Here is a 13,638-nt window from a genome sequence, read left to right on the forward strand (position 1 = left end):
TGAAAGTAACGGAAAGAACTTTCAGCAGGGGGAGTTGGTCCGCGTCAGCAGCCCGAGCGCATAATCACTCGCCCCACACGGCCACCCGTGGCTACCGTCCCCGCATGGAGCACGAAGCGCCCCTCGTTCGCGACCTCTACCCGGAGCTCGTCGCCGAACTGGCCGCCCTCCTGACGGAGGAGGGGGAACACTGGCTGGCCATCTGCGTGTGGGACGTCCGGATGGTAGGCAAGTGCGGCTGCGGCGACGACTTCTGCCAGAGCATCCGGACGTCGGAGCATCCCGGCGGACAGCCGTACGGCCCGGGCCATCGCTGTGTGCCGCTGCTGCCCTCGAAGGGCGATCTGATCCTCGACGTGGTGTACGGCCGGATCATGTACATCGAGATACTGGGACGGCCACCCATGCGCCGGGGCGGGGGTGGCCGTCCTGAGGGTGGAGCGGTTCAGCAGCTGGACTTGCCGGTGTAGATCGCGAGCGCGGTGTTGGCGCCGAGGGTGGCGGTGAACTGGCCGCTGGAGTTCACGGTCACCGTCGTGTTGTTCTGCACGTTGCAGTACGTCCCGGCGCTCAGCGAGGTCTGGTACGTACGGCTCAGACTGCTCGACTCGTGGTTGATCGCGACGTAGCCCTTGCTGCCCCGGCCGAAGGCGATCGCGTCGCCGCCGTTGTCCCACCAGTTGGTGACCGGCTCACCGCGGGTCGCGTTGCGGAAGGCGACCATGCGGAGGATCTCCGGCCAGGCGTGCTGGCACTTCCAGCCGTCCTGCCAGCAGGCGGTCACCGAGCCGCTGTTGGGCGGGCCCGCGTCCGTGTCGGACCACTCGTAGCCGGAGTTGATGTCCGGGGCGCCGTACGGGTAGGCGAGCATGAAGACGTTGGCCAGCGTGTAGTTGGCGCCGTTCTTGTAGTTCAGGGTGGAGCCGTTGCGCTCGGTGTCGTGGTTGTCGACGAAGACACCGGCGACCGAGCTGCTCATGTAGCCCCAGCCCTCGCCGTAGTTGCTCAGGTAGGCGAGGTTCTCGCTGTTGAAGACCCGCTTGAGGTCGTAGGCGTAGCGGAACTCCTGCACGTCCCCGTTGCCGGTGTACTCGGTCGGCTGGACGGCCTCTCCGCTGCCGTGGATGACCTCCTGCTTCCAGTAGACCGACGTGTTGCCGAGCCGCGACTTGATGTTGGCGAGGTCGGTCGCCGGGATGTGCTTGGCCGCGTCGATACGGAAGCCGTCGACGCCGTAGCCGAGCAGGGTGTTCATGTACCCGGCGATGGTGGCGCGGACGTACTCCTCACCGGTGTCCAGGTCGGCGAGGCCCACGAGCTCGCAGTTCTGGACGTTGGTGCGGTTGGTGTAGTCGCTGATGGTGGACGTGCAGTCGTCCATGTCGGCCGAGGAGTACAGGCCCGGGTAGTTGTACTTCGTGTACGACGAGCCGCCGGTGCCGGTGCCGCTGCCCGCGGACATGTGGTTGATGACGGTGTCGACGACGACCTTCACACCCGCGTTGTGGCAGGTGGTCACCATGCTCTGGAAGGCGCCGGCGTCACCGAGACGCCCGGCGATCTTGTAGCTCACGGGCTGGTACGAGGTCCACCACTGCGAGCCCTGGATGTGCTCGGCGGGCGGGGAGACCTGGACATAGCCGTAGCCGGCGGGGCCGAGGGTGTTGGTGCACTCCTTGGCGACCGAGGCGAAGTTCCACTCGAAGAGGACGGCGGTGACGTCCTTGGTGCCGGGCGGGGAGGCGGAGGCGGTGGTGGGGGCCAGGACGGCGGCCGCGGTGGCGAGCGCGGTGGCCGCGGCGCCGGCGGTTGCGGACCATCTCGATATCACGTGGGGGCTCCTTGCGTGACGGCCAGGCGTCTTTGCCCGGCGCCGGCGAGAACGTACCGCTAACGAAAGGTTTACAGCAAGGGGCTTGAAAGTCACAGCAAGAACTTTCATCCACAACCTTGACGTGCCCTTCTCAACTCCCCCACGCTCACGAGTTGTTGAATGCCGCCCCTTCTCCCCCGGAGCCGCCGATGACCACCAGACACCGTCCCCCGGGTGTCCTCCGCCGTGCCGCGACCAGCGCGGCCGCCGGTGCTCTCGCGCTGGCCGGCGCGATGGTGCTGCCCGCGACACCCGCCCAGGCGGACGCCACGACCTCGGGCGATGTGATCGCCAACCTCTGGTCCTACAACTGGAACTCGGTCGCCTCCGAGTGCACGGACGTGCTCGGCCCCAACGGCTACGGCGCGGTGTGGGTCGCACCGCCGGCGGAGTCGCTGAAGCAGTCCAGCTACTACTGGTGGGACGTCTACCAGCCCTACTCGTACAACCTCAGCGGCCGCTTCGGGACGGCGGCGCAGTTCGCCTCGATGGTGGACGCCTGCCATGACGCGGGGGTGAAGGTGTATACGGACGCGGTGATCAACCACACCGCCGCGCAGACCGGCACCGGCTACAACGGCACGACGATCACCAACAAGTACGACACTCCCGACTGGGACCCGGACGACTTCCACACGTCGGCCGAGTGCAGCGACTCCGACCTGATCATCGACGACTGGTCGAACCTCAACGAGATCCAGAACTGCGAACTCCTCGGCCTGCCGGACCTGGAGACGGAGGACGACGACGTCCGCTCGGGCATCGCGGCCCACCTCAACAAGCAGATCGCGCTGGGCGTGGACGGTTTCCGGATCGACGCGGCGAAGCACATGCCGGTGGCGGACCTGAACGCGATCTGGGCGAAGCTGAACGCGACGACGGCCGGTTCGACGCCGTACATCTTCCAGGAGGTGTACCCGGGTTCGACGCCGGCCGCCTCCGACTACTACTCCGCGGGTGACGTCCTCGACTTCAGCTACGCGAGCAAGCTGAAGTCGTCGTTCCAGGGCAATGTGTCCGACCTGGAGTCGCTGTCCTCGTCCGGTGTGCTGACCCCGGCGAACTCGGTGTCCTTCGTGACGAACCACGACACCGAGCGCAACGGTCTGCACATGAGCTACAAGGACGGCGACACCTACCGGCTGGCGAACGTCTTCCAGCTCGCCTACAAGTGGTCCACCCCCACGGTCTACTCGGGCTTCGAGTTCTCCTCCTCGGACCAGGCCCCGCCGAACTCCAGCGGCTTCGTCACCGACACGAACTGCGCCGGCGGCTGGTACTGCCTCCAGCGGGACACCGCGATCACCGGCATGGTGAAGTGGCACAACACGGTGGGTTCGGAGTCGGTGTCCAACTGGTCGACCAAGTCGTCCAGTGTGATCGGCTTCGGGCGGGGCACAGCGGGCTACGTGGCCATCAACAACGGCTCGCCGGCGGCGACGTACACCTTCGCGACGGGCATGGCCGACGGCACGTACGCGAACGTCATCGACAACGGCGCGACGACGGTCACCGTGTCGGGCGGCAGCGCGACGCTCACGATCCCCGCGAAGAGCGCGATCGCCTTCCACGACGGCGAGTTCACGCCCTGCACGACGTGCGAGGACGATGACGACGACTCGACCTCGACGGTGACGGCGACGTTCAACGAGTACGCGGCGACGACGTCCGGCCAGGACGTGTACGTGGTCGGCTCGATCTCGGCACTGGGTTCGTGGGACACGTCGAAGGCGGTGAAGCTTTCGTCGTCCGGTTACCCGGTCTGGTCGGGGGCGGTGAGCGTGCCGGTGAACACGTCGTTCGAGTTCAAGTACATCAAAAAGGACAGTTCAGGCAATGTAACCTGGGAGTCCAACGCCAACAGGTCGGCGTCCACCACGACTTCGGCGGTCGGGCTCAACAACTCCTGGAACGTGGCGAGCGCCAACGCCACCGACGTGACCTTCAATGTCACCGCCACGACCGACTTGGGCACGAACGTCTACGTGGTCGGCTCCATCGCCGCCCTCGGTTCCTGGAACACGGCCGATGCGATCCCACTGTCCTCGGCCTCCTACCCGACGTGGAGCAAGTCGGCGATCGTGCCCAGGAGCACCGCCTTCGAGTACAAGTTCATCAAGAAGAACGGCTCCGGGACCGTGACCTGGGAGTCCGGCACCAACCGCTCGTACACGACGGGCAGTTCGTCGGGCTACAGCACCAGCGACACCTGGAAGTGACCCGTCCCTGACCCGAAGGGGCCGCTCGATCAGTGGGCGGTCTCTTCGGGTGTCGGCTCCGGTGGGCCGTCGGCGGTGATGTCGGCCAGCAGTGTGCGGACCTGCCGGAGGCGCGGGTGTTCCGGATGCAGGGACCGCTCGCAGTCGGTCAGCGCCTGACGGGCTGCCGCTTCCGCCTCGTTCCGGTGTCCCAGACCGTGCAGGGCGGCAGCCGTGCCCATGTCCAGTCTTCCGCTCTGTTCCCGGACCCGGGGCGGGGCGAATCGGCGTGCCTCGGTGAGCGCTTCGGTGTGACGCCCTTGGGCGTTCAGGTTGTCGACCAGGGCGCAGTGCAGGGCAACGAGCGAGCGTCCTTCGGCGCGGGGCAGATTCCCTCGGGCGATGTCCTCGGCCTCCTCGTGGCGGGCCTGTCCGCACAGCGCGTCGACGAGGCCGGCCAGCACGGACAGCTCCAGACGCCACACCTGCGTCAGATGCTGGAGCCGCGCCAGTTCGCGCAGTACGGACACCGCTTCCGCCTCGGCCTCACCGAAGCGCCGCTCGGCGTTGAGGACCACCATGCGGTTCCTGCGCACACCCAGCAGGAGCAGCCGGTACGGCCCGGCGGTGTCGTGCAGCTCCGCCGCGAGGGAATCCATCTCGTCCAGCACCCGCGCCCCGCGCCCGTGGCCACACGCCGCGGCCGTGGCCATGAACCTGGCGAACTGCCCCAGTACGAGACCCCGGGGACGCTTGCGCAGGCGTTCCGCTTTCGCCTGGAGCGCCCTGGCCTCGACCTCGACCTGTTCGTACGCGTCTTCGTTCCAGAGCTCGGAGAGGCGCTCCATGTCAGCCCCGTCCTGCGCGTTTCCCCGTACCGCCCATGCGATGTTCACAGGTGGTGAGGCTACGTGAGGACGCACGCCGGGCACAGATGCGGCGGCCCCGACAGCACAGGGCCCGCCGCCTCAGCAGGCAGCGGGCCCTGTACGGGGAGGACGACCGTCAGGCCGTCGTCCACCACACCGTCGTGTCCGAGGGGACCTTCGTCTCGCCGTCCGCCTCCGTGATCTCACCGCTGGTGAGCAGGACGCGGCCGTAGGACGGGGTCGTGACCGACTCGCCGCTGGTGTTGGCGACGCAGACGAACTCGCCGCGGCGGAAGGCGAGTACGCCCTCGGGGGCGCGGAGCCACTCCACCGACTCGCCGGCGCCGAGGTCCGGCTGGGAGCGGCGCAGACCCAGTGCCGTGCGGTACAGCTCCAGCGTCGAGCCCGGCACGCCCGTCTGGGCCTCCACACTCAGCTCGGCCCAGCTCGCCGGCTGGGGCAGCCAGCTGCCGCCCGCGCCGAAGCCGTACGACGAACCCTCCCGCGTCCACGGGATCGGCACCCGGCAGCCGTCGCGGAAGCCGTCCTGGCCGGCGCCCCGGAAGTACGCCGGGTCCTGGCGGACGTCGTCGGACAGATCCACCACGTCCGGGAGGCCCAGCTCCTCGCCCTGGTAGACGTATGCCGAGCCCGGCAGCGCCAGCATGAGCAGGGTTGCCGCCCTGGCCCTGCGCAGGCCCAGCTCGCGGTCGCCCGCCGTGCGGATCTGGGTGCCGAGGCCGGGCGGGTTGGCGAAGCGGGTCGCGTGGCGGGTCACGTCGTGGTTCGACAGCACCCATGTCGCCGGTGCGCCCACCGGGGCCATCGCCTCCAGCGTGCGGTCCACCACCTCGCGGAGTTCCGCCGCTTCCCACGCGGTGCCCAGGTACTGGAAGTTGAAGGCCTGGTGGAGTTCGTCCGGGCGGACGTAGTTGGCGGTCCGCTCGACCGTCGGTGTCCATGCCTCGGCCACGAAGATGCGCTCGCCGGGGTACTCGTCGAGGATCGTCCGCCACTGGCGGTAGATGTCGTGCACGCCGTCCTGGTCGAAGAACGGCATGACATCGTTGCCCAGCAGCTTCAGCTGTTCGTGGTCGCCGAGGTCCGGGAGCCCCTCCGCCTTCACCATGCCGTGCGCCACGTCGATGCGGAATCCGTCGACGCCGATGTCCAGCCAGAAGCGCAGGATGGAGCGGAACTCGTCGCCGACCGCCGGGTGTTCCCAGTTGAAGTCGGGCTGCTCCGGGGCGAAGAGGTGCAGGTACCACTCACCGGGCGAGCCGTCCGGCTCGGTGACCCGCGTCCACGCCGGCCCGCCGAAGATCGACTCCCAGTCGTTGGGCGGGAGTTCGCCGTTCTCGCCCTTGCCGGGGCGGAAGTGGTAGCGGTCCCGCAGGGCCGAACCGGGGCCTTCGCGCAGGGCTCGCTTGAACCACTCGTGCTGGTCCGAGGAGTGGTTGGGGACCAGGTCGACGATGATCCGCAGGTTCAGTTCGTGCGCGTCGCGGATCAGCGCGTCCGCGTCGAGCAGGTTGCCGAACATGGGGTCCACGGCCCGGTAGTCGGCGACGTCGTAGCCGGCGTCGGCCTGCGGGGAGGCGTAGAAGGGGCTGAGCCACACGGCGTCCACGCCGAGGTCGCGCAGGTACGGGAGTCGGGAGCGTACGCCTTCCAGGTCGCCCATGCCGTCGCCGTTGCTGTCGGCGAAGCTGCGCGGATAGACCTGGTAGATCACCGCGTCCCGCCACCAGTCGCGGTGCTGGGCGACGGTGGCTACGGCGGAGGTCGGGGCCGGGTCGGCAGTGTGCTGCTGGCTCATGGCGTCCTTGCGTAACGGAGTCATCGGTTCAGGTGGGGGTACGGGGGCGGGTTGGCGAGGCGGCCGCGGTCGCAGCGGGGTCGGATGGCAACCGCGACCACCTCGGGTCTCAGGGGGTGTGGGGGCAACGCCCCCACAAGGGGCGCGGGGCTGTATTGAATTTGCGGCTACCGCCGCGTGGGCGCGACCAGCCACGACGGCGCTGGGGCCGATCGACAACCAGACGCGGCACTCACCCCTTGGTGCCACCCGCGGTGAGGCCGGTCACCAGGTTCTTCTGGACGAGGTAGAAGAACGCCGACACCGGTATCGCGATCAGCACCGCGGTCGCAGCCATCAGGTTGCGCTGCGCATCGTGCTCACTCACAAAGCTCTGCAGACCGACCGCGAACGTGTACTTCGTGTCGGACAGCATGAACGTCGACGCGAACGCGACCTCACCGAACGCGGTCAGGAAGCTGTAGAACGCGGCGACCGCGAGCCCCGGCTTGGCGAGCGGAAGGATCAGTCGGGCGAACGTGCCGAAGGGGGTCAGCCCGTCGACGCGGCCGGCCTCGTCGATCTCGAACGGGATGGTGTCGAAGTAGCCCTTGAGCAGCCAGGCACAGTACGGCACCGCGGTCGTGCAGTACACGAGGATGAGCCCAAGGTAGCTGTCGATGAGCTGCAGATCCGAGAGCATCTGGTACATCGGCACCATGAGTACGGCTACCGGGAACATCTGGGTGACCAGAAGCACCCACATGAACTTCCGGTAGCCCGGAAAACGCATCCGGGAGACGGCGTAGCCCGTGGTCGAGGCGATCAGCACGCCGATGACGGTGGTGCCGAGCGAGACGATCAGCGAGCTCTTCAGCCAGTCGAAGAAGGCCGTGTGCTGGAGGACGAACGAGTAGTTGTCGAACGACATCTTGTCCCAGATGCCGCCGGGGTGGAGGTAGTCGTCCTTGTCCGGACCGAGGGACAGGAAGATCAGCCAGACGATCGGGAACAGCGCGATCAGGCACGCGACGATCAGGATGCCGTGGGAGACGAACGAGCCGGCGCGACTGTTCTCGCCGCGGCGCCGGACCCGGCGGGGGGCGTGCGAGGAGCGCTGCTTGCTCACTTCGGCGGGGGTGTCGACGGTGGTCGTACTCATGGGGACTCCTGCCTCAGATCGCGAGCTGCTGGTCATTGCGGTTCAGCCAGCGGCGGTAGAAGGAGGTGAAGATGATCAGGATGGCCAGCAGCAGGATGCCGTAGGCGGCGGACTGCGCGAAGTCGCGCGGCTGCTGTCCGAAGCCGAGGAAGTAGGCCCATGTGACCAGGATCTGGGCGTCGGGGGCGGTGTTGCCGAACAGCAGGAAGATGACGGCGAACTGGTTGAAGGTCCAGATGACGCCGAGGAGCACGACGGTGGAGCTGACGGACCTGAGGCCCGGCAGGGTGACGTGCCTGAAGCGCTGCCAGGCGGTGGCGCCGTCCATCTCGGCGGCCTCGTAGAGCGAGCTGTCGATGGACTGCAGTCCGCCGAGCAGCGAGACCATCATGAACGGCACACCGCACCAGGTGTTGACCATGATCGCGGCGAACCGCTGCCAGAAGGTGTCCTCCAGCCACAGCGGTGTCGGCAGGTGGAGGGTCTCCAGGAAGCTGTTGATGACGCCGCCGTCGGCGAGCATGAACCGCCAGCCGAAGACGGTGACGAAGGTCGGCACGGCCCAGGGCAGGACGAGGATCAGCCGGTACAGCGTCCGTCCCCGAAGCTTCTGGTTGAGCAGCAGCGCGAGGCCGAGGCCGAGGCTGTAGTGCAGGGCGACACAGAGTGCCGTCCAGACGATGGTCCAGATGAAGTGCGACCAGAAGCGGTCGTACGCCGTCGGGCCCCACAGGATGTCGGCGTAGTTGTCGAGGCCGATGAACTTGTAGGTGGCGTCGATGTGGTTGACGCCGATGGTGCGGGCCGTGTTGAGGCTGTTGGCGTCGGTGAGCGTGAGGTAGACGCCGTAGATCAGGGGGTAGAGCACGAGGACGCCGAGCACGATCGCCACCGGGGCGATCATCGCGTAGGCGTACCAGTGCTTCTGGTAGCTGCGCTTGAAGCGTTGGCCCAGCCCGGGCCGCGGCGCGCGGTCACCGCGGCGCTTGCCGGTGGCGCGGTCGATGGCGACTGTCATGTTCGACACCTTCTGGGAGTTCTACGGCACTGAGAAGTGGCTGGGCACAGGCCGGTGGCCGCCGGATCCCTCCCCCCATGTCGGGAGATCCGGCGGCCACCCGGGCTCACTTGCTGAAGTCCGGCACCAGCTTGGCGATCGCGGTCTCGGCGTTGCTCAGGCCCTTGTCCAGGGACTCCTTGCCGCCGGCGATCTTGGGCAGCTCGGTGTCCAGCGGGCCCCACAGGGAGCTGTACTCGGGCAGCGCCGGGCGCGGCTGGGCGGCGGAGAGGACCGTGCCGTAGCCGGCGATGCCCGGGTCGGCCTTGACCTCGTCGGTGTAGGCGTCGTCACGGGTGGGCAGCGTGGAGTTCTTCAGCGCGATGGTGGCCTGGGACTTCGCGGAGGTCATGAAGTTGAGGAACTTCAGCGAGGCCTTCTGGTGGGCGGCGTCGGAGCCGGCGTAGACCGAGAGGTTGTGGCCGCCGGTCGGGGCGCCCGCCTTGCCGGTGGAGCCGGCCGGGACGGTGGCGATGCCGAGGTTGGCCTTGTCCTTGAACGCGGCGCCCTTGTAGAAGTTGGTGATCTCCCACGGGCCCTGGATGATCGCGGCGACCTTGCCGTTGACGAACGCGTCCTGGATGTGGGCGTAGGCGTCGGCGGTGGTGTCGGCCTTGTGCAGGCCCTTGCCGGAGAAGAGGCTCAGCCAGGTGCCGTACGCCTTCTTCGCGGCGTCCGAGTTGACCGTGACCTTCTTGGCGTCGGCGTCGACGGTGTCGGTGCCCTCGCCGTAGAGGAAGGACTGGGCGTAGTAGGCCTGGGTGGAGCCCCAGTAGCCGTCGACGCCGGTCTTGTCCTTGACCGTGGCGGCGGCCTTCTTCAGGTCGTCCCAGGTCTTGGGGGCCTCGACGCCGGCCTTCTCGAAGAGCTCCTTGTTGTACACAAGGGCGAGCGTGTCCGTGACGATCGGGACGCCGTACGTCTTGCCCTCGTACTTGGCCTGCTCGATCAGGTTGGACTTGAACTTGCTCTCGTCGGCGAGCGCCTCGGTGCCGTCCAGCGGCAGGAAGAAGCCCTTCTTGGCGAAGGCGGGGGTCCAGCCGACCTCGGAGCGCAGCACGTCCGGGGCGCCCGAGGCGCCGGCGGCGGTGTCGAACTTGTTCTGCGCCTGGTCGAAGGGGACGTTGACGTACTTGACCTTGACGTCCTTGTTGGCGGCCTCGAACTCCTTGATGAGGGCCTTGTAGGTCGGCGCCTCATTGGTGGCGTTGGAGGTGTCCCACCAGGTGATGGTGACCGGGCCGTCGGCCTTGTCGCCGCTGTCGCTGTCTCCGCCGCAGGCCGTCGCCGCGAGGGCGAGGGACGCCACCAGCGCGGTGGCCGCTATGCCACGCCGCATGAGTTCTCCTTGAGGGTGAAAGCCCGTATGTGCAGGGATGGCCCCGTCTGCCGCCCTGCTTGCGCAGGTGGCGGTCCCGTCCGCCGTCCCTGCCGCTGTCCGACTGCGCCGTTGCGGCCGCCGGGCGTGGCCGAACGTAACAGCGATGTAAGCGGCGCGAAAGGTCTTGCAGCAAAAAAGTGCAAGACATCATCGATGTTATCCGGGCGTGACCTCTCGGCAACCGCCGTGAGACGCTTGTTTCCGGCGGTGGGGCGGCACAACACGGGTTGTGCAAGACTCTGCAAGCTCTTGCCATCACTTTCACGAGGGAGCGCGATGACGCAGCAACCCGGACCCGGCCGGCCAACAGGTCGGTCGCGACGTCCAATTGGTGTGCAAGGGCAGATACGGGCGGTACAGTCCACCCCTGTGACCACACGGCTTGCCGACATCGCTGCACAGGCGGGGGTCAGTGAAGCGACTGTCAGCCGCGTCCTCAACGGGAAGCCCGGCGTCGCCTCCACCACCCGCCAGTCCGTGCTGGCCGCACTCGACGTGCTCGGCTATGAACGCCCGGTGCGTCTGCGGCAGCGCAGCGAGGGTCTGGTGGGGCTGATAACGCCGGAGCTGGAGAACCCCATATTCCCGGCACTGGCCCAGGTCATCGGGCAGGCGCTGACGCGGCAGGGCTACACCCCCGTCCTCGCCACCCAGACCCCGGGCGGCTCCACCGAGGACGAGCTCACCGAGATGCTCGTCGACCGGGGCGTGGCCGGCATCATCTTCGTCTCCGGACTGCACGCGGACACCTCCGCCGACATGCAGCGCTACGAGCAGCTGCGCGGCCAGGGTGTGCCGTTCGTCCTCGTGGACGGCTTCTCGCCGAAGGTGCAGGCGCCCTTCATCTCCCCCGACGACCGCGCGGCGATGACGCTCGCGGTGACGCATCTGATCTCGCTGGGGCACACGAGGATCGGGCTGGCGCTGGGTCCCAAGCGGTTCGTGCCCGTCCAGCGCAAGATCGACGGCTTCGTCCGCGCGATGCAGGACCAGCTGGGCCTGACCGCGGAGACGGTCGAGACGGAGCTCGTCCAGCACTCGCTCTACACCCTGGAGGGCGGTCAGGCGGCCGCCACGGCGCTGATCTCCCGCAACTGCACGGCGGTGGTGTGCGCCAGCGACATGATGGCGCTGGGTGCGATACGGGCGGCCCGGCAGCTCGGTCTGGACGTGCCGAAGGACATCTCTGTGGTCGGCTTCGACGACTCCCCACTGATCGCCTTCACCGACCCGCCTCTCACCACGGTCCGCAAGCCGGTGCCGGCGATGGGGCAGGCCGCGGTGCGCACGCTGCTCGAGGAGATCGGCGGGACGCCCGCTCCGCACAGTGAGTTCGTGTTCATGCCGGAGCTGGTGGTACGCGGTTCGACCGCTTCGGCCCCTGGGGACCGGAATCGTCCCTAGGGCGGAGAATCCAGGGGTTTCGGGCAGTACGCTGGTAGGAGATGGGGCAGTCGTACCGTCGTAGAACATGCATCCCGGACCCGACCGGGGGATGATCTGGGGGCAAGGGCTTTTCTGGCAGACTCTGTGTCCATGGGTGATCCGACCGTGACGACACTGGAAGGCCGCGCAGAGGTCGTTCCGCAGCCCGTCGCGGACGAGACGACGGAACGGGGTCTCGTGCGCCGTCTACGCACCCCGCGCCGCCCCCGCCTCTGGTTCGAGATCCTGCTGATCGCTGTGAGTTACTGGACGTACTCGCTGATCCGCAACGCGGTCCCGGAGCAGAAGGCCGAGGCGCTGCGCAATGCCGACTGGATCTGGCGGGTCGAGCACGATCTGGGGATCGCGGTCGAGGAGTCGGTCAACCACGCGGTGAATTCCGCGACTTGGCTGATCGTGGGCATGAACTACTACTACGCGACGCTGCACTTCGTGGTGACGCTCGGTGTCCTGGCGTGGCTCTTCCGTAGTCATCCCGGCCGCTACGCGGCGACCCGCATGGTGCTGTTCGCGACGACCGGCGTGGCCCTCGTCGGTTACTACCTGTATCCGCTGGCCCCGCCCCGCCTGATGAACGGCGGCGACTTCATCGACACGGTCATGGTCCACCAGACGTGGGGCTCGATGGCCTCCGGCGACCTCAAGAACATGTCGAACCAGTACGCCGCGATGCCGTCCATGCACATCGGCTGGTCCCTGTGGTGCGGCCTGACGATCTTCGCGCTGGCGTCGGTGCCCTGGGTGCGCGTCCTGGGCCTCCTCTACCCGACGGCCACCCTCGTGGTCATCGTCGCCACCGCCAACCACTTCTGGCTCGACGCGGTGGGCGGCATCCTGTGCCTGACCTTCGGCTTCACGGTGGCACGGCTCTGGTACGGCGCCCTGCCGTACCGCTTGCCGCAGCTGGTGCCGGCGGTCGCCCTCAAGCAGCCCCGGCCGCAGCCCGCATCGCCGCGATGAACGCCCGCAGCGCCGGCTGAGGCGGGGCGGTCTCGCGTACGGCCGCGTAGATCGAGCGTGCGGGCTGCGGGCTCCGCAGTTCCCGTACGACCACTCCCGGCCGGACGCCGACCCCCAGCCCGAGCCGGGGGATGAGGCTCACCCCGAGCCCCGCCGCGACGAACCCCTGGGCGGTGACGTAGTCCTCGCTCTCGACCACGAAGCGTGGCCGGAACCCCGCCGTCTCACAGGCGGTGAGCTGGGCGTCGAGGCAGGGGCCGGGCCATTCGCTGCCGACCCAGGGTTCCTCCGCGAGGTCGGACATCTCCAGCTCTTCGGCATGCGCCAGGTGGTGGCCCTCGGGAAGTACCGCGAGGTAGGGGTCGTCCAGCAGGTGCAGGAACCGGACGCCCTCCTGGCCGGAGGCTCGTGGCCCCACCACCAGCGCCAGATCCGCCCGGCCCTCCCGCACGTCCGGCAGCGGGTCCTCGGGATCGATGAGCTTCAGCTCGATCTGTACGCCGGGATGCTCCGTCCGCAGCCGGGCGACCGCCGGGGCGACCAGGGACGCGCCCGCCGTCGCGAAGTACCGCACCGACAGCCGGCCCGTGCGCCCCGCGAGCAGATCCGCCAGGGCGGTCTCCGCCTCGGCGACCTGACGGCTGATCGTGTCCGCGTACTCGGTCAGGAGCAGCCCCGCCGCCGTGGGGCGCACCCCTCTCCCGACCCGTTCCAGCAGATCCGTCCGCGCCTCCTTCTCCAGCGCGGCGATCTGCTGACTCACGGCGGAGGGCGTGTAGCCCAGCACCGTCGCCGCCCCCGTCACCGACCCGCTGCTCACCACGGCCCGCAGCACCTGCATCCGACGCACATCCAGCATGTAGCACAGCTTAACAACTCATCAAGAACTCTTCA

Annotated in this window: 11 protein-coding genes; 4 read left to right on the top strand and 7 right to left on the bottom strand. The window is 68.1% G+C overall.

Features of this window, described 5'->3' with window-relative positions; genetic code table 11:
* Positions 1 to 104 precede the first annotated feature (104 nt).
* Positions 105 to 470, top strand: a complete 366-nt coding sequence (locus tag OHU89_RS15695) for a hypothetical protein (protein ID WP_405643292.1) — start codon at positions 105 to 107, stop codon at positions 468 to 470.
* Here the strand turns inward: OHU89_RS15695 and OHU89_RS15700 are convergent.
* Positions 446 to 1,831, bottom strand: coding sequence for an alpha-amylase family protein (locus tag OHU89_RS15700; protein ID WP_405643295.1), 1,386 nt, complete (start codon positions 1,829 to 1,831; stop codon positions 446 to 448). The genes OHU89_RS15695 and OHU89_RS15700 overlap by 25 nt on opposite strands.
* 191 nt (positions 1,832 to 2,022) lie before the next feature.
* Between OHU89_RS15700 and OHU89_RS15705 the strand changes: the two genes are divergently transcribed.
* Positions 2,023 to 4,092: a carbohydrate-binding module family 20 domain-containing protein gene (locus tag OHU89_RS15705; protein WP_405643298.1), complete on the top strand. Its 2,070-nt coding sequence runs from the start codon at positions 2,023 to 2,025 to the stop codon at positions 4,090 to 4,092.
* A gap of 29 nt (positions 4,093 to 4,121) precedes the next feature.
* Here OHU89_RS15705 and OHU89_RS15710 read toward each other — a convergent pair whose 3' ends face one another.
* The 5 genes from OHU89_RS15710 to OHU89_RS15730 all read right to left on the bottom strand — a co-directional run bounded on the left by OHU89_RS15710 (position 4,122) and on the right by OHU89_RS15730 (position 10,296).
* Positions 4,122 to 4,967 carry a hypothetical protein gene (locus tag OHU89_RS15710; protein WP_405643301.1) on the bottom strand — a complete coding sequence of 282 codons (846 nt, stop codon included), beginning with the start codon at positions 4,965 to 4,967 and terminating at the stop codon, positions 4,122 to 4,124.
* Between the two features lie 109 nt (positions 4,968 to 5,076).
* Positions 5,077 to 6,759, bottom strand: a complete 1,683-nt coding sequence (locus OHU89_RS15715) for a glycoside hydrolase family 13 protein (RefSeq protein WP_405643304.1) — start codon at positions 6,757 to 6,759, stop codon at positions 5,077 to 5,079.
* Positions 6,760 to 6,991: 232 nt separating this feature from the next.
* On the bottom strand, positions 6,992 to 7,900 hold the full coding sequence (locus OHU89_RS15720; RefSeq protein ID WP_405643306.1) for a sugar ABC transporter permease: 909 nt from the start codon (positions 7,898 to 7,900) through the stop codon (positions 6,992 to 6,994).
* A gap of 13 nt (positions 7,901 to 7,913) precedes the next feature.
* A complete protein-coding gene (locus tag OHU89_RS15725; RefSeq protein WP_405643309.1) occupies positions 7,914 to 8,918 on the bottom strand; it encodes a carbohydrate ABC transporter permease in 1,005 nt (334 codons plus the stop codon).
* Between the two features lie 106 nt (positions 8,919 to 9,024).
* Positions 9,025 to 10,296 (bottom strand): extracellular solute-binding protein, encoded by a 1,272-nt coding sequence (locus OHU89_RS15730; RefSeq protein WP_405643311.1) that lies wholly within the window; start codon positions 10,294 to 10,296, stop codon positions 9,025 to 9,027.
* A 411-nt stretch (positions 10,297 to 10,707) separates the two neighbouring features.
* Between OHU89_RS15730 and OHU89_RS15735 the strand changes: the two genes are divergently transcribed.
* A complete protein-coding gene (locus OHU89_RS15735; RefSeq protein ID WP_046257830.1) occupies positions 10,708 to 11,742 on the top strand; it encodes a LacI family DNA-binding transcriptional regulator in 1,035 nt (344 codons plus the stop codon).
* A 132-nt stretch (positions 11,743 to 11,874) separates the two neighbouring features.
* Complete coding sequence (locus OHU89_RS15740; protein ID WP_405643315.1) at positions 11,875 to 12,744, top strand: phosphatase PAP2 family protein; 870 nt, start codon at positions 11,875 to 11,877, stop codon at positions 12,742 to 12,744.
* Here OHU89_RS15740 and OHU89_RS15745 read toward each other — a convergent pair.
* The gene (locus OHU89_RS15745; RefSeq protein WP_405643318.1) at positions 12,707 to 13,603 is read right to left on the bottom strand and encodes a LysR family transcriptional regulator; all 897 of its coding nucleotides are present in this window, start codon (positions 13,601 to 13,603) and stop codon (positions 12,707 to 12,709) included. The two genes, OHU89_RS15740 and OHU89_RS15745, sit on opposite strands and share 38 nt — an antisense overlap.
* Positions 13,604 to 13,638: the final 35 nt, after the last annotated feature.

It is taken from the genome of Streptomyces sp. NBC_00019 (genome assembly GCF_045041015.1).
Taxonomy (GTDB): Bacteria; Actinomycetota; Actinomycetes; order Streptomycetales; family Streptomycetaceae; genus Streptomyces.